20 protein-coding genes and 2 pseudogenes are annotated in these 23,304 nt (G+C 71.3%); 17 read left to right on the forward strand and 5 right to left on the reverse strand.

The window, feature by feature from the left end:
* Positions 1-92 precede the first annotated feature (92 nt).
* The 4 genes from ACZ4SV_RS17390 to ACZ4SV_RS17405 all read left to right on the forward strand — a co-directional run bounded on the left by ACZ4SV_RS17390 (position 93) and on the right by ACZ4SV_RS17405 (position 1,980).
* Positions 93-332 carry a hypothetical protein gene (locus ACZ4SV_RS17390; RefSeq protein ID WP_468005187.1) on the forward strand — a complete coding sequence of 80 codons (240 nt, stop codon included), beginning with the start codon at positions 93-95 and terminating at the stop codon, positions 330-332.
* Positions 333-411: 79 nt separating this feature from the next.
* Positions 412-945 carry a phosphatase PAP2 family protein gene (locus ACZ4SV_RS17395; protein ID WP_468005189.1) on the forward strand — a complete coding sequence of 178 codons (534 nt, stop codon included), beginning with the start codon at positions 412-414 and terminating at the stop codon, positions 943-945.
* A gap of 97 nt (positions 946-1,042) precedes the next feature.
* Entirely contained in the window at positions 1,043-1,471 is a 429-nt protein-coding gene (locus tag ACZ4SV_RS17400; RefSeq protein ID WP_468005191.1) for a phage holin family protein, read from the forward strand.
* Entirely contained in the window at positions 1,468-1,980 is a 513-nt protein-coding gene (locus ACZ4SV_RS17405; RefSeq protein ID WP_365941455.1) for a DUF3618 domain-containing protein, read from the forward strand. Before ACZ4SV_RS17400 ends, ACZ4SV_RS17405 begins: the two co-directional genes overlap by 4 nt.
* Before the next feature lie 117 nt (positions 1,981-2,097).
* On the opposite strand, the gene ACZ4SV_RS17410 is transcribed toward ACZ4SV_RS17405, so the two are convergent.
* Together ACZ4SV_RS17410 and ACZ4SV_RS17415 are read right to left on the reverse strand one after the other, a co-directional pair.
* Positions 2,098-2,964, reverse strand: a complete 867-nt coding sequence (locus tag ACZ4SV_RS17410; protein WP_468005193.1) for a choice-of-anchor K domain-containing protein — start codon at positions 2,962-2,964, stop codon at positions 2,098-2,100.
* 20 nt (positions 2,965-2,984) lie between these two features.
* The gene (locus tag ACZ4SV_RS17415) at positions 2,985-3,596 is read right to left on the reverse strand and encodes a hypothetical protein (protein ID WP_468005195.1); all 612 of its coding nucleotides are present in this window, start codon (positions 3,594-3,596) and stop codon (positions 2,985-2,987) included.
* Between the two features lie 664 nt (positions 3,597-4,260).
* Here ACZ4SV_RS17415 and ACZ4SV_RS17420 point away from each other — a divergent pair.
* The 6 genes from ACZ4SV_RS17420 (at position 4,261) to ACZ4SV_RS17445 (ending at position 10,949) form a co-directional block, all read left to right on the forward strand.
* Positions 4,261-5,883 carry an NHL repeat-containing protein gene (locus tag ACZ4SV_RS17420; RefSeq protein WP_468005197.1) on the forward strand — a complete coding sequence of 541 codons (1,623 nt, stop codon included), beginning with the start codon at positions 4,261-4,263 and terminating at the stop codon, positions 5,881-5,883.
* A gap of 278 nt (positions 5,884-6,161) precedes the next feature.
* On the forward strand, positions 6,162-7,247 hold the full coding sequence (locus ACZ4SV_RS17425; RefSeq protein WP_468005199.1) for a hypothetical protein: 1,086 nt from the start codon (positions 6,162-6,164) through the stop codon (positions 7,245-7,247).
* A complete protein-coding gene (locus tag ACZ4SV_RS17430) occupies positions 7,240-8,892 on the forward strand; it encodes a polyprenyl synthetase family protein (protein ID WP_468005201.1) in 1,653 nt (550 codons plus the stop codon). The genes ACZ4SV_RS17425 and ACZ4SV_RS17430 overlap by 8 nt, the downstream gene beginning before the upstream one ends.
* 8 nt (positions 8,893-8,900) lie before the next feature.
* Complete coding sequence (locus ACZ4SV_RS17435) at positions 8,901-9,569, forward strand: hypothetical protein (RefSeq protein WP_468005203.1); 669 nt, start codon at positions 8,901-8,903, stop codon at positions 9,567-9,569.
* Between the two features lie 109 nt (positions 9,570-9,678).
* Positions 9,679-10,149, forward strand: coding sequence for a hypothetical protein (locus ACZ4SV_RS17440; protein WP_365876360.1), 471 nt, complete (start codon positions 9,679-9,681; stop codon positions 10,147-10,149).
* Positions 10,150-10,232: 83 nt separating this feature from the next.
* Positions 10,233-10,949, forward strand: coding sequence for a hypothetical protein (locus ACZ4SV_RS17445; protein WP_468005205.1), 717 nt, complete (start codon positions 10,233-10,235; stop codon positions 10,947-10,949).
* 98 nt (positions 10,950-11,047) lie between these two features.
* On the opposite strand, the gene ACZ4SV_RS17450 is transcribed toward ACZ4SV_RS17445, so the two are convergent.
* Positions 11,048-14,815, reverse strand: a complete 3,768-nt coding sequence (locus tag ACZ4SV_RS17450; RefSeq protein ID WP_468005207.1) for a caspase, EACC1-associated type — start codon at positions 14,813-14,815, stop codon at positions 11,048-11,050.
* Positions 14,812-15,228 carry a hypothetical protein gene (locus ACZ4SV_RS17455; RefSeq protein WP_468005209.1) on the reverse strand — a complete coding sequence of 139 codons (417 nt, stop codon included), beginning with the start codon at positions 15,226-15,228 and terminating at the stop codon, positions 14,812-14,814. Before ACZ4SV_RS17455 ends, ACZ4SV_RS17450 begins: the two co-directional genes overlap by 4 nt.
* A 282-nt stretch (positions 15,229-15,510) precedes the next feature.
* On the opposite strand from ACZ4SV_RS17455, the gene ACZ4SV_RS17460 reads away from it, so the two are divergent.
* The 7 genes and pseudogenes from ACZ4SV_RS17460 (at position 15,511) to ACZ4SV_RS17490 (ending at position 22,258) form a co-directional block, all read left to right on the forward strand.
* Positions 15,511-15,876: a hypothetical protein gene (locus ACZ4SV_RS17460; RefSeq protein ID WP_365876368.1), complete on the forward strand. Its 366-nt coding sequence runs from the start codon at positions 15,511-15,513 to the stop codon at positions 15,874-15,876.
* On the forward strand, positions 15,866-20,152 hold the full coding sequence (locus ACZ4SV_RS17465; protein ID WP_468005211.1) for a DUF6531 domain-containing protein: 4,287 nt from the start codon (positions 15,866-15,868) through the stop codon (positions 20,150-20,152). Before ACZ4SV_RS17460 ends, ACZ4SV_RS17465 begins: the two co-directional genes overlap by 11 nt.
* On the forward strand, positions 20,149-20,610 hold the full coding sequence (locus tag ACZ4SV_RS17470) for a hypothetical protein (protein ID WP_468005213.1): 462 nt from the start codon (positions 20,149-20,151) through the stop codon (positions 20,608-20,610). Before ACZ4SV_RS17465 ends, ACZ4SV_RS17470 begins: the two co-directional genes overlap by 4 nt.
* A complete protein-coding gene (locus ACZ4SV_RS17475) occupies positions 20,549-20,770 on the forward strand; it encodes a polymorphic toxin type 24 domain-containing protein (protein WP_468005351.1) in 222 nt (73 codons plus the stop codon). The genes ACZ4SV_RS17470 and ACZ4SV_RS17475 overlap by 62 nt, the downstream gene beginning before the upstream one ends.
* A 17-nt stretch (positions 20,771-20,787) precedes the next feature.
* The gene (locus tag ACZ4SV_RS17480) at positions 20,788-21,228 is read left to right on the forward strand and encodes a hypothetical protein (RefSeq protein ID WP_468005215.1); all 441 of its coding nucleotides are present in this window, start codon (positions 20,788-20,790) and stop codon (positions 21,226-21,228) included.
* A 56-nt stretch (positions 21,229-21,284) separates the two neighbouring features.
* Positions 21,285-21,491 (forward strand): annotated as a pseudogene (locus tag ACZ4SV_RS17485) (tyrosine-type recombinase/integrase); the annotation flags it as partial.
* 95 nt (positions 21,492-21,586) lie between these two features.
* On the forward strand, positions 21,587-22,258 hold the full coding sequence (locus ACZ4SV_RS17490) for a phosphotransferase (RefSeq protein WP_468005217.1): 672 nt from the start codon (positions 21,587-21,589) through the stop codon (positions 22,256-22,258).
* A gap of 48 nt (positions 22,259-22,306) precedes the next feature.
* On the opposite strand, the pseudogene ACZ4SV_RS17495 reads toward ACZ4SV_RS17490, so the two are convergent.
* Positions 22,307-23,275, reverse strand: a pseudogene (locus ACZ4SV_RS17495) (serine hydrolase domain-containing protein); the annotation flags it as partial.
* Positions 23,276-23,304: the final 29 nt, after the last annotated feature.

Here is a 23,304-nt window from a genome sequence, read left to right on the forward strand (position 1 = left end):
CCCCCGTCACAACATGTTCACAACGACGGGCCGGTGACCGGAGGCGCCCCGGGCACCCGTCCACGGCTGTCTGCCGGGGAGGAGCCCGAGCCGTGGTCGTCATCGCCTGCCTTCTGCTGCCCGTCATGGGAGTACTGCTGTACGGCATGGACCGTGTCGAGAACTGGCTGACGCGTCCGGCCCCGCCGCCCCGCCACGCCGGCGCGCGCCCCCTGCGCCTGCTCCAGGGCGGCCGCCGCGAACCGTCCGTGCGCCGCGCACCGTCCGTTCTCCGTGAACCGTCCGTGCGCCGGGTGCCGGAGGCCGGACGGGAGCACCGCCGGGCCGCTTGAACCGGGGGAACAGCGGGGCCGAGAGGCGCCTACGTCGCCGAGTGCGGGATACCCGCAGGTCATGAGGTTGCCGACGGAGTTGCGTGACATTGATGGTGCCGGGGCACGGGCAGCCGCCCGCCGTATCCCGCCGAAGCCGGCCAAGGTGCTGTCGGCGGTCGAAGAGGCGGCGGAGAGTACGAAGCTGTGGTGCGGCGCCGCCGTGCTGATGGCCGCCACCGGCGGCCGGCGGGGCCGGCAGGCGGCGGTCGCGGGACTGGCCGCGGTGGCGGTGGCACAACTGCTGGCCAACGGTGTCTGCAAGCAACTGGCCGGCCGCGAGCGGCCGCCCGAGGAGTGGTACCCGCACGACGAGGTCCACGACCGCCCGGACTCCTCCTCGTTCCCCTCCGGACACACCGCCGCCGCGGCCGCCTTCACGGCGGCGGTCGCCCCGGCCTGGCCCGCGGCCGCCGCGCTGTGCGCCGTACCGGCCGCGATGGTCGCGCTGGAGCGCGTGCAGTCCGGCGCCCACTACCCGAGCGACGTCGTGGCGGGCGCCACCATCGGTCTGCTCAGCGCCGGGCTGGTACGGCGGGCACCGCGCCGGCTGCTGCGGCGCGCCCCGTGGTGAACGCGGTGGCGGCCGGGCCGAAACCGGTGACCTGAACGGCGGACACCGGGGTACTCGCGAGCTGACCGGACATAAGCACAGACGGGAGGTGAGCGCCGTGTCGAGTACGCAGCCCCGCACCGGAACGGACGGGCACGCACCGGTTTCGGAACCGGTGGGTGAACTGGTGCAGCGTGCCTCGCAGCAGCTGACGGAACTGGTACGCGGTGAACTGCGCCTGGTGCAGGCGGAGATGACGGAGAAGGGCAAGCGGTACGGCAAGGGAGGCGGACTCTTCGGCGGCGCCGGCGTGGTCGGCTTCCTGATGCTCCAGGCCCTGGTGGCCACGGTGATCGCCGCGCTCGCGGTGCCGCTCCCGGTGTGGGCCGCTGCCCTCATCGTGACCGCGGTGCTCGGTGTGATCGCCGCGGTGCTGGCGCTGAACGGCAAGAAGCAGGTCGCCCGGGCCGCGCCGCCGACCCCGCAGCAGACGATCGAGAACGTGAAGGCCGACGTGGCCGAGATCAAGGAGAGTGCGCATCGATGACCCAGCCGCCCCACGACGAGCCCACCGCCGCGAACCCCGGCGAACTGCGTGAGCAGGTCGAGCAGACCCGCCAGGAACTCGGCAAGACGGTGGAAGCCCTCGCGGCCAAGACCGACGTCAAGGCACGCGCCCAGGAAAAGGCCAACGAAGCCGCCGCGAAGGCCGGCGAGCTGAAGGAACAGGCGGTGGCGAAGGCGGGTGAACTGAAGGAGCAGGCCGCCGTGAAGGCGGAGGAGCTGAAGGGACAGGCCGCCGTGAAGGCCGGCGAGCTGAAGGAACAGGCCGCCGTCAAGGCGGAGGGGCTGAAGGAGCAGGCCGCCGTCGGGGCGGGCACGGCCCGGACCAAGGTCGCCGAGGCGGCGGCCAAGGCCCAGGACAGCGTGCCCGAACCGATCAGGGACAAGGCGGTCCAGGGCGTCCGGCTGGCCCGGCAGAACCGCCCTGTGCTGCTGGCGGTCGCCGGCGCCGCGGCCGTCGTCTGGCTGGCCTGCCGCCGGCGCAAGGGCTGAGCGGGGCCGGAGCGCCGCCGGAAACCGCACCCGGTTCCCGGCGGCGCTCCGGCGTACACGGCCCCGGCCGCCCGGAGCCTCGCCGCACCCCGGTCTCACCGCCACCGCGGGTTGTGCTTACGGGGCGCTGGCCCTGTTGAAGCCCTTGTCCAGGTAGGGGGACTGGTCGACCACGAAGCCGTCGTCCGCGACCAGGCGGGCGATGCCGCCCTGGTCCCGCCAGATCTCGCTGGAGGAGGCGAAGGAGAAGCCGCCGTACTGCGGGTGGTTCTCGTTGGTGTAGACGCGGTAGCGCTGGCCGGGCTGGATGACCGTACCCGGCGGGAAGGGGAAGGAGTACCCGGTGGGCTTGGCCTCCACCTTCCAGCCGGTCAGGTCCTGGGCTGCGCCGCCCTGGTTGAGGATCTCGACGTATTCGTCCGCCTGGGCCGCACCCGTGCCCTGGTAACGCAGTCCGGAGATGACCACGTCGGGCTCGTCGAGCGTGAACATGCAGACCACGTGGGCGAAGTTGATGCCGCCCTCCGGGCTGCGGAACTGCCGGACGATCTGGCCGTTGCGCTCGAACCCGCTCAGCACCGCCCGGTACTGCTTGCCGTTGACCGTGACGGGCTGCGGGTGGACGAAGGTCTGCAGGTCGACCAGGTCGTCGTCCGCGGGGCTGGTGTTGGTGGTGTTGGGCGTCTCGTCGTGGTGGAAGCTGAAGGTGAGGTCGGTCGTGCTGCCGTCCTCGAACATGACGTTGACGGTGAGCTGGACGTCGAACTGGCTCGGGGTGACGGTCGTGGGCTTGTTGCGGTGCACGAAGGTGCCGATGACGAACTCGGTGCCGTCGAGTTCGACGTCCACGGCCGCACCGCGGAACTGGTACCCGCTCTGGCTGCCGGCGCTGCCCCATTGGATGTAGTCGGTGCCCAGGCCGCTGACCGGCGAGATGCCCGGGTTGGTGGAGGTGAAGACGCCGGAGGTGACGACGGTGGTCATGGTGTCTGGTTCCCGCTTCCTCAGTCCTCGTCCTCGATGACCTCGGCCTTGAGCTTGGCCGGCGGCGCGGTGCCGATCTGGGCGGTGCCGTCGGTGTGACGGCCGGGTGCGGCCCCGTCGACGGCTTCCAGCCCGCAGGTGTAGACGATGCAGTCCTTGTCCTGGGCGCCCGTGTTCAGGTGCACGTGGGAGGTGAAGGTCAGCGTGCGTCCGTCGTCGCTGACCTTCGCCTGGACGGAGGGCAGGCCGCCGCCCGTGGTCTGGTCGATGCGCTTGTACTGGGCGCCCACCGTGCCGTTCCAGCGGAAGCCGGTGGGGGCGGTGAACACGTGCTCGCGCTCGCCGGCGTCGACCGTCTCGTTCCAGTTCGGCGTGCGCACGCAGATGTTGATGGTGGTGCCGAGGCCGCCGGGCGCGTCCTCGACTCCGCCCTCCTGCCACACCACGAGGTCGAGTTTCTGGGCACGGCCCTGCTCGTAGCCCCAGTCGTACCCGTTCGCGTACTGGTCCTGCTCGCCGCGCGCGCCGTCGCGCGGCGGGTCGGCGTAGGGCGTCCCGGCGAGCGCGTCGGCGCGTCCCTCCTCCTCCCCCCGTTTGTACGCTTCCCTCTTGGTCTGCACATCGGTGCTCATCTCCGGGTCCTCCTGGGGCTGTGGTCGACGCGTGCGACGGAAAAGAAGAGACGTCCTGGTGCGGGTCGCCCCGGCGTGCGGGCGGCGGGCAGGCCCGACACCGCACACCGCGCGGGTTCGCCGGACGCGGAGCGTCATGAAGGGCGTCCGCGAGACGGACCTCGGGGCGCTGCCCGCGGCTTCCGGCGGGGCGTCCGCGCGGGTGTCGCGGCACGCACCGGACTTTCCTCCGGGTCCATCGTTAGCCCGGACCTGCCGGTGATATGCCGTCATTCCCCCGTTTGGTATGCCGAATCGATTCCGCGTCACTTGTTCGAGTGAGATCGAGGCGCAGTACGGCGCAGGGGAGTGGAGCAGAGCGCGTCAGCGCGCCTCCCGTCGCGTGCGCCGGTGCGGGCGCCGGCCCACCGTCCTCCCCTACGGCCCCCACCCCCGCCCCTGCCTCCCGGTCCTGCCGCTCCGTCCCCGTCCCTGCCTCCCGGTTCCTCCCCCGTGCGGGTGGAGCGCTCGGTGGCGGCGCCCGCCGTGCCGTCCGGGCCGGTATGCAGGGGAAATGCCAACGGCGGAGCGGAAGGAGACGGAAGATGCGGGAGACGAGGCCGTGGACGCGGGAGGTGCCGGGCGCCGGCAGGGCCCGGCCGCGTGCGGGCCGGGGGGTGACGGCGTGACGGCCGGGGCGGCGACGCGGCGGCAGCCACCGGACACGCCGGACGCGGACGGCCCCCCGGGCACGGCGGCCGTCACCGTGGCGGGCGACGGCACGGCCGGGTTCTCCGGGGACGGCGGCCCCGCTCCGGACGGGCAGTTGGCCTTCCCGGCGGACGTGGCGGTGGGAGGCGGCGCGGTCTACGTCGCCGACCACGCCAACCACCGGGTCCGCCGGATCGACGGCACCGGCACCCTGACGACGGTCGCCGGCGCCGGGCTGCGGGGGTTCGCCGGGGACGGCGCCGACGCGGCGCGCGCCCGCCTCGGCTTCCCGTCCGCGCTGGCGGCCGCCCCGGACGGAGCCGTGTTCGTCGCCGACGAGATGAACCACCGGGTCCGCCGGATCGATCCCTCGGGCGTCATCGCCACCGTCGCGGGAGACGGCTCGCGCGGCGACGGCGGGGACGACGGTGACGGCGGCCCGGCCGGCCGCGCCCGGCTGGCCGCCCCGTGCGCCCTGGCCGTGGACGGCGCCGGAACGCTGTATGTCGGGGAAGCGGGCACGTCCCGGGTGCGCAGGGTCGGCGACGACGGTGTCATCAGCACGGTCGTCGCGGCATCCGGACGCCCCGGCGGCAGTGCCGCGGCCGACGCGGGCGCGGAGTTCCTGCCCGCCGGCCTGGCGGTCGACGCGGCCGGCCGGCTGTACATCGCCGACCCGGTGGGCCGCCGGGTGCTGCTGCTCGACCCGGACGGCGCGCTGCGGGTACTGGCGGGACCGCCGGACGGGGACGCCGGCGCCACGGCGGTCGACTGGGGCGCGCCGTGCGCGGTGGCGGCCGACGGCGAGGGCACGCTCTACGTCGCCGACCAGACCGGACACCGGGTATGGCGGCTGGCCGGCGGAACGGCCCGGATCCTCGTGGGGCCGCCGGGGGCGGGGGGCCAGGAGGCCGGCCCGGCCGGTGACGCGGCCGGTGACGGAGCCGATGCCGCCGTCCACACCACGCTGCGCTACCCGTGCGGGCTCGCCGTGGACCCGGCCGGGCGCCTGCTCGTGGCGGACAACTTCCACCACCGGATCGCGGCCGTACCCCTCACCATCGCTCCCCTCCAGGAGACCGAGCCGGTACGGGACGAGGAACCGGCACCCGCTCCCGCCCCGGCACCCACCCCTGCTCCCGCGCCGACGCCCGCCCCCGCGCCCCCGCCGTCCGCCAAGCTGCTGGTCCGGCAGGAGGTCGGCCTCGAAGTCCCCCGAGGGGCGAGCGAGTTGCTGCACGTCCGGATCTCCTCCACCGACCCCTGGGCTCCGGGACGGGTGGAGCACCGCTTCACGGCTCCGACGGGTTTCGTCTTCGACGGGCGGGTGACCTGCGCGTACTACCGCGCGGACCGCACGGTGCTCCCCGGCGGGGACCCCACCGGGACGGCCGGGAACGACGGCAGGACGCTGACCGTCACCGACGAGCCCCGCCTGAACACGCCCGGCCACCCGGCGGCGGCCCTGGTCTACACGCTCGGCATCCGCGCCCTGGGCGACGCCGAGCCGGGCCGGTACACCGACGGGCGCGCGGTGATCGCGGGCGGCCCGGAAGCGCCCCTGAAGGCAACCGTTCTCGGAGACGACGAGGACTGACGACGACCGATGACGACCGGCGACGACCGATGACGACCGGCGACGACCGACGACGGCCGGCGACGACCGACACGGACCGGCGCGGAGTGACGGCGGCCGATGACGCCTGACGGGGGCGCGGTCGCGTCCGGAGCCGTCCATGGCGGACCACTCCCCGTGGACGGCTCCGCGCGATCTCAAACCCTGAATGGGCAGGTAATCGTTTCTGTGCTCCCACGTCACCCCCCTGATGGTCACGGATTGCAGGTCGCTGACCACGTTGGGTTAGCGTTCGATACGTGTTCACGCCCACCCTCCCGAGGCTCGGCCCGCCGGGTCCCTTCCCGCGCGCGCCCCTTGCCCATCAGCTCGACCGCAAGTGGCTGCACTACGCGTTCCTGTCTCGGTGCGGTCGGCACGCGCTCATCGCGAACCTGTCCGTCCTGGGGTCCGCCAGCGGCGAGGTCGTCGCGGATCCGGGCGCCCCGGCCACCGGGCGCCGCAGCGGCACCGGCACCGCGGCCGAGGGGCAGCACATGGCGATCCTGCTGCTCCACGGGGAGGGCCACGGCTGGAGCGCGACGCAGTTCAACGCCGAACAGCCCGAACTGCCCTGGTCGGCCTTCCGGCTGCCGCACCCGCACGGTGAGCCCGGCGCGTTCCGGGTGGCGGCCCGGTCGGCGGCGCCGGCGGCGGACGTCCGGCTGACCCGGACCAGCAGGCCGTGCACCTCGCAGTGCGCGCCGTTCGGCGCGGACGAGCACCTGCGCTGGCAGTCCGAGCCCGGTGTCCTGGGCACCGGCACCCTGCGGCACGGCGACGGCACGGCCACGGAGACGGACCTGCTGGGCTACCACGAGCGGGTACGCGGCCGGTGGTCGTGGCCCACGCTCGGCGGCTGGGTGTTCGGGTTCGTCAACGACCCCTCGGGCCCCGCCGGCCAGGCCCCGCCCTCGGCGGTCGTCTTCACCCTGATCCAGCCCGCGTACCCGGCGGACGCGGCCAACGGGTCGGTGATGCTGTGGCGCGACGGGCGCATGATCCGCCACTTCCCGCGGCGCAGTCTGCGGGTGGCGGTCAGCGGCAGCCTGGACCGCGACCGGGTGGCGGTGGTCCCGCCGCTGGCGGGCCTGCTGGGCACCCCGCCGATGGCCGCGGTGCCCGGCCGGCTGCTGATCACCGCCCGGCTCGGCGAGGACCGTCTCGTCCTCGACTTCCGCTCGCACACGGCGGTCCGGATCGCCAACCCGTCCGAGACCAGCCTGCACCCGTTCAGCGTGCACGAGACCCTCGGCCCGTGCACCGTGGAGGGCCGTGTCGGCGGACGCCGTATCGGCTTCCGCACCGGGGGCATCGTGGAGTTCGCCGGGGGTGCCCATGACTGAGACCGCCCCCGCGTTCACCGGGGCCCGGCTGCTGGACGAGACCGTCACCGCCCTGTCCGACCGGGCCCCGGCCGTTCTCGCCGCCGCGGCCGGCCAACTGCGCGGCATCCGGCTCGGTCTGCACTTCAACGACGACAGCCACGCCACGCTCACCGCGCGGCACAGCCGTCTCCTCGTACGCCGGGAGCGCTGCCCGGACCCCGATGTCGAGGTCGCCTTCGACAACCGGGCCATGAACCTGCTGTTCGACCTCCAGCGCCCGCCCGTCGACCAGGTCCTGCCCGACAGCCTCGACGTCCGGGGCTCCCGCGACGACGCCCTCGCCGTGTGGCGGGCCTTCACCCTGCTGGCCCAGCGCGCGGCGGGCCTGCGCAGCATGCAGGAACTGTGGGGGTCCTACCGCGAGCAGGCACCCCAGCTCTGGGGCGGGGTGCCGTCACAGGTCCGGGAACCGGCCGCCGACCCGGTCGACTGGACGGCGCTGGACTTCCTCGCCCGGCGCTCCCCCGAGGACGCGCCCGCACCGCCCGCGCTGATCGGCGACACCACCGTCACCGCGCCGCGCCTGCTGTGGGACGGCCGCGCGAGCACCGACTGGTCGCTGGAGGACACCGTCCAGGACGCGGACCTCCTGGAGACCATGCGCCGGTGCCGGGCCCGCACCAACGAGGAGATCGAGCGGCTGCTCCCGGACCGCGAACCGCGCGCCGAGCTGTACGACCTCATGCGCTCCTACCCCGCCCGCCAGGGCAAGGGCCTGCGCCCCACCCTGACCATCGCCGCCTGTGCCGCCTTCGGCGGGCGCCCCGACGACGCCGTACGCGCCGCCGCCGCACTGGAGCTGTTCCACAACGGCTTCCTCGTCCACGACGACATCGCCGACGAGTCCACGCACCGGCGCGGCCTGCCGACCATGCACGAGGAACACGGCCTGGGCCTGGCCGTCAACGTCGGCGACGGGCTGAACCTGCTCGCCGTCGACGCCGTCCTGTCCAACCTGGAAACGCTCGGCCTGGTCCGCACCCTCGGCCTCATCCACGAGGCGGTGCACATGTGCCGGGAGTCCATCGAGGGCCAGGCCATGGAGCTGGGCTGGATCCGCCACGAGGTGGTCCCCGGGCACGACGACGCCTACTTCACGATGAGCACCAAGAAGACCGGCTGGTACACCTGCATCAGCCCGTGCCGCATCGGTGCCGTCTGCGCCGGCATCACCGACCCTTCCGTGCTCGGCCGGTTCGACGAGGCGTTCCGCCTGATCGGCATCGCCTTCCAGATCCAGGACGACATCCTCAACCTGATCGGCGAGGAGGCCCTGTACGGCAAGGAGCCCCTCGGCGACCTCCTCGAGGGCAAGCGCACGGTGATGCTGATCCACCTCTTCCGCTCGGCGTACGCCCACGAGCGCCCCCGCCTCCTCGACGTCCTGCGGCAGCGCCGTACCGACAAGACGCAGCAGCACGCCGAGGAACTCCTCGCCGCCATGCGGCGGCACGGCTCCATCGAATACGCCACCGACCTCGCCGACCGGCTCGCCGCCGAAGGCATCGCCCGCTTCGAGGAAGACCTCCGGTTCATCCCCGAGAACGAGGGCAAAGCCGTCCTGCGGCAGATCGCCCACTACGTCACCTCAAGGCCACTGTGACCACCACCATGCCCCCGCCCCCGCCGGCCGGTCCCGCCGGCACCGGCCCGCTGACCCCCACCGACCTCCGGGCCTTCGCCTTCCTCGGCCACGTCAACAGCAGTCTGCGCCGGTCCCTGTGCACCCTGGCCAGGCACGGCGTGGCGCTGCGCCGCGACGCCCCGGACCGCGCCCGCCTCCTGCTCGACACCGTCCGGCCCTGGCCCCTCTACAAGGGCGGCCAGTTCCTCTTCGACCTGATGGAGTGGGAGGACCTCATGGTCGACGGCGACCCTCCGCCCGTCCTGCCCACGGAACGGATCGTCTCCGCCTGCACGCTCCCCGTGCAGTTGCTCGCCGCCGCCACCGAGGAGGCGTCCGCAGCGACGGGAGCGGTGCCCGGCCAGCGCACGGCCGCCGCCTTCGACCTCCCGCTGCGCCTGCTGGCCGGCACCGCCCGCACCACCCTCCTGGGCGCCGCGCAGGACCTCACCGACCTGTTCGGCACGCCCTCCCACCGGACCGGACCCGACGGCGACGACCCGGAAGACACCACGGCCGCGGAGAGCACCGATCCCGAACTCCCGCCGCTCGAAGCGGGTTTCTACCTCTACGAGGACATCGCCCTCGGCGCCCTGGCCGTCCTCGGCCCGCTCCTGGCCGGCCACGCACCGGCCGGCTCCGCGACATCCGCCTAGCTCATGAAGCCCGTCGCCGCCTCCGGCGGTCCATGAGCGGACCCGGTCACCAAGCCCGCCACCGGCGGATCCGCTCACGCGGACCCCTCCACCCACAGAAGGGACACCCATGGCCACGCAGACCCAGTCACCCGTCCAGCCGGGCTCCGAGAACAAGCTCTACATCCTCCAGCAGGGCATCGTCGAGGACGCGCCCGGCGGCGTACCGGCCCACCTCAGCTTCGGCATCCTCAGCACCGTCCCCGACCCGGTGAACCCCGGCGACATCACCTTCACCCTGAAGGCGCCCACCGGCTTCGCCTTCACCGGCTGGCTCTCCTGGGCCTACCACGACGTCAACACCCTGCAGGCGAAGGGCAACCTGGAGACCACCCAGGGCACCCTCGGCGACGGGGGCCGCACCCTGACCTTCACCCACAACCCGTACCTGTCCACCAACCAGGAGTGCCTCGGCTACGGCGCCCAGGTCACCGCCGTCGACGGCGCGACGCCTGGCCGCTACACCGACGGCCAGCTCAAGGTGGGCGCCGCCACCCCGATCAAGCTCAAGGGCCGCGTCCTGGCCACCGACGAGGACTGAGCGACCCTCACCAGCCGCCCGTCGGTGGCCGTGCCGGCGCGACCGGGGCCACCGACGGGCCACGCGGAAAGGAAGGACGGAGCATGTACGGAGCAGGAAACCGCGCCGGGTGCCGTACCGGGAGCGCCGCCGCCTGGGCACCGGCGCGGCGCCGGGGACGCCGGGCCCTGTGGACCCTGGGCACGCTGGCCGCGACGACGCTGCTGGCATCGTCACTGCCCGCGACCACCGCCACGGCGCAGGCCGGGCCCGCCCCGGCGGCGCGGACCACGGCGGCACGCGACCCGGAGTGCATCCAGCCGGGCAACGCGTGGCTCAACCCGCGGTTCTACTGGCGGAACGTCTTCGGCACCCGGCTGGGCGAGGGCACGATCAACGAATCGTCGTCCCCGAACCCGTTCGGCGGCCGGATCGCGCCGGGCTCGACGTTCACGTTCCGCTGGCGCCCGGACACCACCCGCAACCCCGTGGGAGCGCAGTACCACGTCCACCGGGTCAACCTGGCCTCGGTGCTGGCAGTGGCCGACGCGGAGTCGGTGACGGGCCCGGGCACCTTCTCCGGAACGACACTGAGCGCTCAGGAGACACCGCCGCAGAAGCTGGGCGACACCGTGGTGCGGTTCCGGATCAGGCCGGGCACGGAGGGCCGCACGGCCACCCTCTCCTCGGCCGACCACAGCCTGACCACGAGGTGGCTGTTCGCCAACATCAACAACGTCTGGGAGAACACCGGAACCATCTCCTTCACGGTCGCCTCCCGCGCCGCACTGGGCTGCACTTCGTCATCGATCCTCGGCTGACGGATCCCCTCGCCGGCCCCTCGGTCACGACTGTGACCGAGGGACGGCGTGTGTGTGGGAGGGGCAAGGCCGCGCCGGATCAGGGCGCGGGCCGGAGCTCACCCCCGCTGCTCTTCCGTCTCGTACAACCTCCAGGCCGGCCATCGAACGGCTTCGGCTTCTCCGTCGTCGCTGCCCAGCAAGTTCCGTCGATGCAGCATGAGCCGAAGGTGGCGGGCAGCGTCGGAGCCCTCTTCGATTCCCCTGTCGAGGAGTACGGCTCTGGGTGCGGAGGCACCGTCGCCTCCCACCAGGGCGTCCGCCGGATGCCCGTTGACTGTCTCGCTCAGCGTGACCGTGGCTTTCTCCGTGCGGGAGAGGGTCTGGTACAGGCGTTTGAGCAGCTCGTCGTCGTCTCTGCCACCCGGGGGCACGCCATCCCGCTCCGCAGCCTCCAGCAGTGCGGCGCCCACGCCTCCCCGCTTTCGCCAGAGCTCCTTGTCCCCCACCACGATGAGGTGACCGCGTGCCCGGGTGATGGCGACGTTCCACAGGTTCAGTTGTCCACCGACCCACTCGACGGCGCCCGGATGCATGCCTTCGCCCGCGACGAGGGAGAACACCATGACGTCCCGTTCACCACCCTGGAAGGTGTGCACGGTACCGATGCGCAGGCGCACCTCATCGTAGGGTCCCAGCCGCTTGCGCAGCAGTTCGGCCTGCGCCGTGAAAGGAGTGACGACGCCGACGGTGGCCTCGGGCGGCAACTGGTCCAACAGGTACCTGACGCTGGCGAGCACTTTCTGGATCTCGTCCTCGTTGACCCAGGAGCCACCGAACGGGGGGCGGGCGGCCCGCCCGGTCACATCCGTCCAGATGACGGCGGGGCGATGCGCCAGAGCGGGACGGCCACGGGTGTCGGTGAGAACGGTCAGCCCACCGTCGTAGAAGAATGTGTTGGAGATCCCGGCGATGTGCGGATGACAGCGGAAGTGCTCGTCGAGAAGCAGCGTGCCACCCGCGGACTGCTCGGCCGCGTGGAAGGCGGAGTGGCGCCGGTAGGCGAGGTGGTGCTTCTCCAGCCAGTCGGACCGCAGCCCGTTCCCGCGCCGGATGAGAGCCTCGCGGTGCGGGCTGGTCCGCGTGATGTGCGTGAGCTGCATGGGATCGCCGATGACCAGGGCGCGCCGCGCGCGGAACAGCAGCGGCAGGACGTGGGGGATGGCGCACTGGCTGGCCTCGTCGATGACGACGAGATCGAACAGGGCCGGGTCCGGAGGAAAACGCCGGGCGGAGAGGCTGGTCACTGCCCAGCCGGCCACTGCGGGTGCGTCCGTCGATGTTCCCGAGCGGCCGAGCACCCTTCCCAACTGCGGCCAGTCGCCGCGTTTGCCGTCCCGAGCCGTCAACAGGTCCAGGATGCGGCGGCGTCCGGCCCAGGCGGCGGCTTGGACCGTGGCGGCGAGGAGCGTGCGGGAAGCGTCCTGGAGGGCACTCTCCGCATCGCGGAGCGTACGCGTGAGCGCTGTGTCGTCCACAGCGGCCGCTTGCTCGCGCCCGTCACGCCATACCGCCTCGGCCGCGGCGAAGCCGGCGAGCGCGAGGCATCCCGTGGCGGGATCACCGGAGTACCCCTCCAGACCGGTGGTGCGCAGGAAACGGGTCCGGCGCCACGATCCGAGGAAGCGCGCGTGGGCGAGGCGGCGTGCCTTGCTCTCCAGCTCCCTCGGCCGGGCCGGGCCACCGAGCAGGTCCTGGAGGTCGGCGACGGTGGCCCCGAGCTGTTCTGCGTGGTGGTCGCGGACTTCGCCTGCCCGGCGAAGCCGCGCCTCGGTCTGAGCGATATGTGCCAGACCTTGCCGTACTTCTGCCAGACGGTCGGTGGCCAGCGCGGTGGCCATGGATGCCGTGGCCACGGTGGTGGACGGCTCCGGGCCGGTACGCAGCGCGTGCAGTGCGGCGGCCTCGTACTCGGCGTTGCTCGTGCCGTTCTTCCGCGCCGAGCCGGTGCGCACGACGCTGCCGGGCACCAGCTTGTCGCAGCGGCGCCAGACCTCGTCCACGGCATCGTTGTTGGTGGACGCGACCAGTACGGTCTGACCTGCCGCGATCGCGGTGGCCACGAGATTGGCGACCAGCTGGCTCTTGCCGGTGCCGGGCGGGCCCGTGGCCACGGTGAGGCGGCGGGTCATGGCGGACCGGAGCACCGCCGTCTGGGCCTCGTTACAGGGCAGCGGCGTCACAAGGCGTACCGGTCCGGGGTCCGTGTGAGCGAGGGACCGGGCGCGCTGCGCGGTGTCGGGCGCGAGCGCCCCGAGGGCGGTCTTCCCGATCTGGTCCGTCTGCTGGGCGATGACGGCGAAGTCGTTGAGAAGCCCCTTCGTGAAGCCCGTCTGGGGGCGTGCCGCGAACAAGACCGCGGTGTTGCGGGCCCCGTGGCCGGGCGTGCGGACGTCGATGCGGTCGGCGAGCTGGTCGGGACGGAGCTCCTGCACGCACGGCAGTTCGAACTCCTGCGTGAGGAGGTTGCGCACCTCCACCGCCATACGGTCGTGCTGTCCTCGATGCCAGGACGGCTGAAACGTGTCGATGAGCTGGTTGGCCTCGTCCTCGCCCAGCCAGTCGTGCGCCAGCTGAGGATGCGGCTGGACCGGGCCGTACGGCTTCAGCCGCACCTCGCCCTCGGCCTGGACGATCTCGACCCGGCGTACCAGCAGGGGCGCGAACTTCGGCTGCCGCCAGGGGCGCCCGGCACGCGGCCCGGTGAGGACCACGGCCGGGTACCCCGCCCAGAGCTCGGCGTCCTCGTCGGCCGCTGAGTCCACCAGCGCGGCCGCTTCCTCGGGAAGCGCGACGCAGCCGTCGTCATCGACGTCGCCGGAGATGAACCTCTCCACGCCCTCCAGGCACACGTACGACGCGTCCTGACGGCTCACTTCCATCAACGGTGTCTCGGCGCTCTCGGCCAGGACGCACTCGCGGTAGTAGTCCAGCAGGCTGGCCCAGGAGGGCTGCGTGTGAGCGGATTTCGCCGCACGCGGTGGCGCCGTCTCGCCGGCGGCAGCCCGGGGCCGAGAGCTCAGCGGATCGAGGAGGGGGGCCCGGCCGAAGGGGCTGTCCGCGATGACGATGCGGTCGTCGACGCCGAGCGCGGAGTGCACCGGCACCTGACGTCCGCCGTCCTGGGCACGCATGCGCCGGTTGACGTAGTGGAACAGGTCGCTGACCGTCACCGCGCTGCCGCCGTCCTTGCTGACCTTCCCCGTGCGCAGCGCCTCGATGACCTCGCCGGTGAACGCCGACGGCTTCAGGTCCTCGTCGCCGCCCGCGTCCGCGTACGAGTCCTCCCCGGCCCGCGAGGACGACAGGACGTACACACCCCTGCTGGTCAGTGGGGGCTGCTCGCCGGACTTGGGCACAGCGTCCCCGGGCCGCCGGTCCGATGTGCGCAGCCCCATGGCGAACCCGCCGCTGCGGCAGCAGTCGATCATCACGATCTTCTGCGGGGCAACGCACTCTTCCAGCGCGTCGTTGAGGAACCCCGCGCTGACCCCGGTCGAGGCCACCCGGTCGTAGTCGGTGTCCTTGGCGACGAAGTGGAACTCGCCGCCGTCGCGTACGGTGCGCACACCGTGCCCGGAGACGTACACGAGCGCGAGTTCGTCCTCGTCGCGCTCCTGGAGGAACTCCCCGATGACCGCCCGCATGTCGTCGGCGGTGAGATCGGATGCGGTCTGGACGGAGACGAAGTTTCCGATGTTGCGATGCTTCAGGACCTGGGAGAGTCCCCAGACATCCGCCCGTACGGAAGCCAGCGGCGAGAAACGGCCGTCGTCGTAGTGCTCGTTGCCGATCAGGAGAGCCCGGCGCTTGTGCAGGCGGGTCACGCCGCGTCGTCATCCGGTTCGGGGGCGTCGCCGTCGGCGAGCCGGCCCTGGAACTCGCGGACCATGCGCTCCTGGGCCGCGTCCGGGCGCCCGGTGATCTCCAGGGAGTCGTCTCCGACGGTGACCACGACCTTGCGGTGCCGCTCCTTGGCGCACCACTCCTTGATCAGGGTGATCAGGACCTGGGACGCCGGACGGGCGACGGCGGCGGCCGTGGTGGCCCAGAGAGCCACCTCCCCGACACCGGTGCCCTTACGGCCCGGTTCGGCAGGCCCGCCGACGTCATGAAAGCCGACGACGAGGCCGTCCGTCGTCTGCAGAGTGGCGTGGAGATCCCGGGTGAGGCGCTCCTGCCGGAGTGTGTCGCCGCCTGTGGGCACGGTGAGTGTCCACCGCGGGCCCCCGTCGCGCATGTGCTGCTCCTCGCGTCGTTGTGTGACTTGTCCTGTCCGATCAGCGACTTTGACACGAGGACATTCCCTGGTGACAGCCCGGGACTGACGGCAGCGACAGCATCTGGCCACCTCCGCGACGTGCAACAGCCACGGGCTGAGGGTGCTGTTCGTCAGCGAGCAGTTCACCGCACTTTCCCGTCGCCGACACATTGCTTGCACGTGCCTTCGCTATGACCTTTCCTTGACTCGTTTCCCCTAGGGTCGGAAGCTGCAATCGCGAACCGGGGGGAGGCGACACCGATGGGCGACGGCAAGGTCCCCGGCAAGGTCCTGGACATCAAGACCGCCGACATCAAGGCGGCGGCACCGGCCTTCCACCAGGGCGCCATCGATCTGAGCAAGGCGCTGACCACGCTCATCCAGACCCTGGACGGCCTGGGCGAGCCCTGGGGCCACGACGAGCAGGGCGACAAGTTCGGCAGCGCCTACAAGCCGCAGCAGAAGAAGATCGAGAGCGCGGCGGGCATCCTGGTGCTCGGTCTGACGAGCATCCACGAGGCCATGGTGGACCTCTCGGACGGGCACGTGGACAACGACCAGCTCATCGCCGGCATGTTCACGCGGGTGAAGCCCGGCGAGCAGAGCGACGGTGCCGGTGAGCGTTGAGGACAAGGCCCGCCACATCCTGCTCAAGCTGGGCCTGTGGTGGCCGGAAGCCGACTCCGGCAAGCTGCGGGACGCGGCGAAGGCCTGGCGCGCCTTCGCCGACTCGGTGGACGACGTCCGCGCCCCGGTGCACCGCAGCGCGTCGTCGATCATCCACAACAACACCGGTGAGTCGATCGAGGCGTTCGACACGTTCTGGGGCCGCTATGCCAAGGACCAGGACGGCGGCTGGCTGAGCGACCTCGCGAAGTCCTCGCGGGAGATGGCCAAAGCGCTGGAGAAGTTCGCCGACGCCATCGACGACGCGATCAACAAACTCTGGACGCAGATCGGCATCGACGCCGCCGTCATCGCGGGCGGGGTGACGCTCGCCTTCCTCACCGCGGGCCTCGCCTCCGGGGCCGCCGTCGCGGCGGCCGACGCGGTCATCGAGTTCGGCGCCACCATGGGCATCGCCGTCACGACGACGGTGGCCGAGATCGCCGCGGGCACCCTCGTCGCCGCCGCGTTCGGCGGTGTCGAGTCGGTCGCGGTCGACCTCGCCGTGGCCCAGCCGCTGAAGATGGCGACCGGTCTCCAGCAGGGCTTCAGCCTGGACGAGGTGAACCAGGCCGCCAAGGACGGCATGATCTTCGGCGGCGCGCTGGGAGCGGGCGGCGGCGTGCTGAAGGCGAGCATGGAGGGCGGCCTCGCCGACACCACGCCGCTGCTGCTGCGCCCGCCGTCGCTCCGCCCCGACCTGGTGGAGCTGGGCCCGGCGGCCCGCAACGCCGAGCGCACCCCGTGTGTCGGCGAGCCGATCGACGTGGCGACCGGCGCCATGCTGATGACCCAGACGGACCTGACCCTGCCCGGCAGCCTGCCCCTGGAGTTCACCCGCACCCACCTCTCCTCCTACCGGGGCGGTGTCTGCTTCGGTCCGACGTGGATCTCCACCCTGGACGAGTGCCTCCAGATCGACGGCGAGGGCGTCGTCTTCGCGGCGGCCGACGGCATGCGCCTGGTCTACCCGGTACCGGAACCCGGCGTTCCCACGATGCCGGCCAAGGGCGCCCGCTGGCCGCTGGAGTGGGACGGCAAGCCGGACGGCGCGATGACGGTCACCGACCCGGCGACCGGCGTGACCCGCACCTTCGCCGCCCCCGTCCCCTCACCCTCCTTCGGCGTCTTCCACCTGGCCCTGGACTCCTGGTCGGACCGCAACGGCAACCGCATCGACATCGAACGCGACGACGAGGGCATCCCGTCCGGCATCCGCCACTCCGGCGGCTACTACGTCGCCGTCGACACCCAGGGCCCGCGCATCACCGCCCTGCGCCTCCTGGACGAGCCGCCCTCCCGCTACCACCCGAACCCCGCGGCCGACGAGGGCACGGTGGTGATGCGCTATGCCTACGACACCGCCGGCAACCTCACCGAGGTCGTCAACTCCAGCGGCGAGCCCCTGCGTTTCGCCTACGACGCCGAGGGCCGCGTCACCCGCTGGACCGACCGCAACGGCACCTGGTTCTCGTACACCTACGACGACCGCGGCCGCGTGCTCCGCACCGAGGGCGTCGACGGCGTCCTCTCCGGCACGCTGACCTACGACGACACCACCCGCACGACGACGTACACGGACTCGCAGGGCCATGTCTCGGTTCACCGGTACAACGCCGAGGGCCTGGTGGTGGAGGAGACGGACCCACTCGGCCACGTCACGCGCACGGAGTGGGACGAGTACGGAGCCCAGCCACTGTCGGTGACCGACCCCCTGGGCCACACCACGCGGTACGCCTATGACGACGCGGGCAACGTCACGGAACTCACCCTGCCCGACGGCTCGGTAGCCCGAGCCACGTACAACGCGCTCGGCCTGCCCACGGAGGTGGTCGAGCCGGGCGGCGCCATCTGGCGGCACACGTACGACGAGCGGGGCAACCTGCTCGCCACCGTGGACCCGCTCGGCGCCGAGACGCGGTACACGCAGGACAGCGCCGGCCGGCCGACGGCGATCACCGACGCCCTCGGTCACACCCGGACGGTGGCGTACGACGCGGCAGGCCTGCCCGTCTCCCTCACGGACGAACTCGGCCACACGACGACGGTCCGCCGCGACACCTTCGGCCGCGTCATCGAGGTGACCGACCCTCTCGGCCACAGCACCCGCCTGGGATGGACGACAGAAGGGAAGCCGGCTTGGCGGGAACTGGGCGACGGCACGCGCGAGTCCTGGACCTGGGACGCCGAGGGCAACCTGCTCAGTCACACGGACCTCGCCGGGAACACGACCCACCACACGGTGAGCCACTTCGGCGTGCCGGCCACCCGCACGGATCCGGACGGGGCGCAGTACGCGTTTGTCTACGACACCGAACTCCGTCTGACCGCCGTCACGAATCCGCAGGGCTTGAGCTGGTCGTACACGTATGACGGCGCGGGCCGGTTGACAGCGGAGACGGACTTCAACGGTCGGGCCCTCAGCTACACGCGCGATGCCGTCGGCAACCTGACCGCGCGCGCCAATGGCGCTGGACAGACACTGCGCTTCGTGCGGGACCCGCTCGGCCGGGTAGTGGAACAGCACGCCGACACCGGTGATGTCACCACGTTCGCCTACGGCTCCGACGGCAACCTGTGCCGTGCGGCAAACGCGGATGCCGAGGTCGCGCTGGAGCGTGACCCGCTCGGCCGCGTGCTGTCGGAGACCGTCAACGGCCAGACGACCACCTATGTCCACGATGCCCTCGGTCGTCGGACCCGGCGTATGACCCCTTCGGGGATGGTCTCCGAATGGACCTACGACCTGGCGGGGCGTCCGCTCACCCTGCGGTCGTCCGTGGGTGCCCTGGACTTCTGCCATGACGCTGTCGGCCGTGAGACACAGCGCAACATCGGTTCGGAGACCACGCTTACCCAGGCATGGACCGCGGCGGGTCTGCTGGCCGCGCAGACCCTGACCGCCGCCTCCCCTGACCGCATCCTCCAGCATCGGACGTACGCGCATCGAGCAGACGGCTACCTCACCGAGATCCGGGAGCTGACGTCGGGCACCCGCCGGTTCAACCTGGATGACATGGGCCGCGTCACCCGTACGCGCGCCCACGGCTGGAGCGAGACCTACGCGTACGCCCCAGCGGGCAACCTGACGCACGCCGCGTCGCCAGCCCATGGGGCACCCGGTGAGCGGCGGTTCGAGGGCACGCTCGTCCGCTCGGCTGGCCACAACTCCTATGAGCACGATGGCGAAGGCCGCCTCGTGCGCAGGACCCGCAAGCTCCTGAACGGTCAGACCCGTAGCTGGACCTACAGGTGGAACGCCGAGGACCGCCTCACAGAGGTGGTCACCCCAGACGGGATTCAGTGGCGGTACGCGTACGACCCGCTCGGCCGACGCATCTCCAAACACCGGGTCGTCGACGACGGCTCCGTGGCCGACCGTACGGATTTCTTCTGGGAGGACCTGTGCCTGGCCGAGCAGGCCACAGCAGACGGCTGGGTGACAACCTGGGACTACGCGCCGGACAGCCCGCGCCCGGTCGCCCAGACGCGCCACAAATCGACCGCGGCAGCCGCCAATACGTCGTTCCTGGCGCAGTTGGCGGAGATAGCGGATCCCGAGCGAGACACTCGGTTCCACGCAGTCGTCACCGACTCCCTCGGTACACCCACGGAGCTGGTCTCCGCGACAGGAGATCTGGTCTGGCAACGCCGTACCAGCCTGTGGGGCACTCCCTTGCCGGCTCTGGACGACGCGACGTCGCCAGTCGACTGCCCGCTGCGTTTCCCGGGACAGTACGCCGACCTCGAGACGGGTCTGCACTACAACCTGCACCGGTACTACGATCCCGAGACAGCGCGGTACATCAGCGCGGATCCGCTGGGCCTCGTCCCCGCACCGGATCACCACGCCTATGTACCGAACCCGCTGAGCTGGAGCGACCATCTCGGCCTCGCGGGGAAGGGGCCGAAAGGCCCGCCGAATCCCCTGGACTTCGGGCAGGGGTATACGGGGCGGGCCGACATCTTTCCGGTGAGCAACAAGGGCATGGATGTGGAAATCCATGTCTACGACAAGTCCATGCGCGAAGTGGGGTTGTTCAACAGTCAGGGATGGTTCAATAAGCACGGCATCAAAGCCTCGGAAGTCGAGGTACCGCCCGGTGTGCACAATGCCATCAAGGGACGGGTCATCTACGAATTGCGGAAAGTCGGCCGCATCGGCCCGAAGGGTACTGAAGACATTTCGGGAGATAAATGGAGGCGACCGCCTCTCGCCGCGGAAGGTTGTAAATGAAGTACGTGACGGCCGTCTGGAATGATGGCGGGTTCTACGTCGACCCGAGGGACTACCTGGCCGAACTCCCCAAATTCCTTGATCGACTGCCAAGCGGGGCAAGGGAATTCGCGTCGGATCCGGCGCACTATGCTTTGGGGCACGGCAATAGCCGCTGTGTCAAGGACTTGGAATTGTCTGGTATCCAGGTGTCCACCGACAAAAGCGGAGGGCTTACCCTGGAATTCGCCCCGAACCAGTGGAAGCATGACGCCGGGCTTCGCATCAGCTATTCGGGCGTGACGCATTTCTCCATCGACTATGAGCACTCCATCGACTGGATGCTGGTCGACACCGTGCTCCTCGACGAGATTCTCCCGGGCGAGGACGGGGGCTGCGTGCACGAGATCGCCCTCACTGACGCGTCGATCACCGTCCGCTGCGAGGACCTGCACGCCGTTTGGGGGGAGGCGAGCTGAGGGGGGCAACCAGACCCTCGGCCTACAGGGCACCCACGGCGGGGTGCCGGCACCCCACGTGTTGGAGACCACCAGGAACGTGAACCCGAAGACCGGCCAGACGTTCCTCACGTGGAAGAAGATGCCCAGGCCCGCTCGCCCCGACGAGCTCCCTCAGTGAGTGTGAAGGACGGAATGATGGACCCGCTGAGAGTCCGGGATGTGCGGGAGTGGACACAGGCGGTCGGTGACGACGCCGATTACCTCGACTACCTGTCGCAGCAGGCAGGACTGGGCGAGTGGGCGGCCTTCTCACGCGCGTTCATGCCCCGCTTCGTGGAAGTGGAGGGATGCGTCCTGTGGGACCGCGTCTACGAGCCCGGCAACTTCCGCAGCTGGTACGAGCAGCTGCGTGGGGACGCCACCTCGATCGAGGCGACGCTGAACCAGTTCCGCCTGGCGCTCTACATCGACATCCCGGAGGATTCCGACTCCGAGGCCGCCGCCCAAGCCCTGGCCGAGGAGATCGCTCGCTCCTGGCACAGGTGCCTGCACGACACCTTCCCGGACCGCTCGTTCCAGGTCGTCGCGAGCGAAACGGAGGACGGCCCGGTCGTGAGCTTCACGACGATCCGCTGACGCAACGCCGTCAAGGCTCATAGCGTAGAGCCCGCAACTCAACTCACCCTGATCACTCTCGGGGCGAGGCTCAGCGTGCAGCGGCCGAGGCCGAGAACAAGGACCGTCGCGGCGACTGGCGCGACCCGGCCCTCGGCCAGGAGACCTTCGGCGAGTACGCGAACCGCTGGTACGAGGCCCAGGACCTGGCAGCCTCCACCATGCAGAACTACAAGCGCCACATCGAGGAGCACCTCCTCCCCGAGTTCGAAGACAAGGCGCTCGACGCTCCACCTGATCCTCGTCCTGCGGGTGAGTCTTGGGTGCTTGTTCGCGCGAGTTCGGGGACCGGCCCGCGCGGGGTCGATCTGACGGTAGCGTGATCGTCATGACGGCTGGGGGCGAGGCGCTGGTCGGCGGCATGGCGAACGCAGGGGCGGTCTTCCGCCGTGGTGCGCTGGTGGAGCGCCCGGCGCCGCGCAACGCGCGCGCCCTGCATGCCTACCTCCTGGCGCTGAAGGAGCATGGCTTCGACGCAGCGCCGGCCTTCATCGGTCTCACCGAAGATGGCCGTGAACAGCTGACCTTCATCCCTGGCGACGTGGCTCTGCCACCGTTCCCGGACTGGGCGATGACGCGTTCCGCCCTCGAATCGGTGGGGAGCCTGCTGCGGCGTCTGCATGAGAACAGCGCGGCCGTCGAGTTCGACACCCATGCCGAGTGGCCCCGGGACCTGGCCGACCGGGAGGGGGGAACGATGCTGTGCCACAACGACGTGTGCCCGGAAAACGTCGTCTTCCGCCACGGCCGTGCCGCTGCCCTGATCGATTTCGACCTGGCGGCCCCTGGCCGCCCCCTCAAGGAAGCGCTGAGCGACGCTCCGGACCGGCTCTGCCTTCCCGCAGTCGATGAACGGGCCGTGCGAGGGCCGAAGTTCGGGAATGCGCTGCCGCCACGCCTGGCGGAGGCGACGCTGTCGGCCCGACTGGCGGACTTGACAGCCGCAACAGCAGTACCAGCCGACCCCGTACTTGTCGCCGCCTGTAAGTGAAGCGGTACATGACTCGCCGAATGATCACACCGTGTGAGCGCCAGGTCATTACGCCAGAGATCGGCGCACTGCCTCGACCAGCGTGGCCGCTCGCACATCGTCGCCGCCTCCGATGACGCGGTTCATCGCGTAGGCGAATGCAACACCGTGCTCCGGGTCGGCGAAGGCGAGTGATCCCCCTCGGCCGGTGTGACCGGAAGAGCTCGGCCCGAGCATCGGGTTGCTCTCGGTGGGCAGCATGTACCCGGCGCTGAAGCGGCTGGGGATCAGCATGACCTGGTCCTTCCCGCTGGCCTGCTCCTCGGTCGCCGCCGCCAGGGCGTCCGGGGAGAGCAGGCGCACGCCGTCCACCTCGCCGATCAGCGCGGCGTACATGCGCGCAAGAGCGCGTGCGGTGCCGATGCCGTTGGAGGCCGGGAGCTCCGCGGCCTGCACCTCCGGTGAGTCGAAGTCGATCTCGGGAGGATTGGTGACGGCGTACGCCCTGTTGCTGAACGAGTTCGGGTCCCGCCAGGCGGCGACCTGCTCGCGGAGTTCCTCGGGGACCGACTCGGTGGGCAGGGTGGTGAGGTCGACGTCCGGTCGCTGGTAGACCATGCGGCTCACTCGGTCGCGTTCGCCGGCGGGCAGGCCGATGAAGAAGTCCAAGCCCAGTGGGGCCGCGATCTCGTCGGCGAAGAAGCGGCCCGGTGAGCGACCGGACACCCGTCGGATCACCTCGCCGACCAGCCATCCCCAGGTACGGCCGTGGTAGCCGTGCGCTGTGCCCGGAGTCCAGAAGGGGTGCTGCGCGGCCAGTGCCGCCGCCATCGGGTGCCAGGCCAGCGCCTCCTTCAACGGCACCGGCTGATCCAGCGCGACCAGGCCGGCCTGGTGTGACAGGAGCCAGCGCAGCGGGATGTCCGCCTTGCCGTTCGCGGCGAACTCCGGCCAGTACGTCGCGACGGGCGCGTCCAGGTCGAGTGCTCCGCGCTCGGCCAGCATGTGCACGGCGGTTGCGGTCGCTCCTTTGGTCGCCCTCGCCGTAGATCGTCGTCATGCCGGCC

This window comes from Streptomyces sp. NPDC027672, from assembly GCF_055566335.1.

Excerpts from the sequence above, each read along its gene's own strand:
- ACZ4SV_RS17430 (WP_468005201.1), top strand. The coding sequence starts at position 7,240 with ATGACTGAGACCGCCCCCGCGTTCACCGGGGCCCGGCTGCTGGACGAG.
- ACZ4SV_RS17480 (WP_468005215.1), top strand. The coding sequence starts at position 20,788 with ATGGACCCGCTGAGAGTCCGGGATGTGCGGGAGTGGACACAGGCGGTC.
- ACZ4SV_RS17410 (WP_468005193.1), bottom strand. The coding sequence starts at position 2,964 with ATGACCACCGTCGTCACCTCCGGCGTCTTCACCTCCACCAACCCGGGC.
- ACZ4SV_RS17445 (WP_468005205.1), top strand. The coding sequence starts at position 10,233 with ATGTACGGAGCAGGAAACCGCGCCGGGTGCCGTACCGGGAGCGCCGCC.
- ACZ4SV_RS17460 (WP_365876368.1), top strand. The coding sequence starts at position 15,511 with ATGGGCGACGGCAAGGTCCCCGGCAAGGTCCTGGACATCAAGACCGCC.
- ACZ4SV_RS17405 (WP_365941455.1), top strand. The coding sequence starts at position 1,468 with ATGACCCAGCCGCCCCACGACGAGCCCACCGCCGCGAACCCCGGCGAA.
- ACZ4SV_RS17440 (WP_365876360.1), top strand. The coding sequence starts at position 9,679 with ATGGCCACGCAGACCCAGTCACCCGTCCAGCCGGGCTCCGAGAACAAG.
- ACZ4SV_RS17470 (WP_468005213.1), top strand. The coding sequence starts at position 20,149 with ATGAAGTACGTGACGGCCGTCTGGAATGATGGCGGGTTCTACGTCGAC.
- ACZ4SV_RS17435 (WP_468005203.1), top strand. The coding sequence starts at position 8,901 with ATGCCCCCGCCCCCGCCGGCCGGTCCCGCCGGCACCGGCCCGCTGACC.
- ACZ4SV_RS17455 (WP_468005209.1), bottom strand. The coding sequence starts at position 15,228 with ATGCGCGACGGGGGCCCGCGGTGGACACTCACCGTGCCCACAGGCGGC.
- ACZ4SV_RS17415 (WP_468005195.1), bottom strand. The coding sequence starts at position 3,596 with ATGAGCACCGATGTGCAGACCAAGAGGGAAGCGTACAAACGGGGGGAG.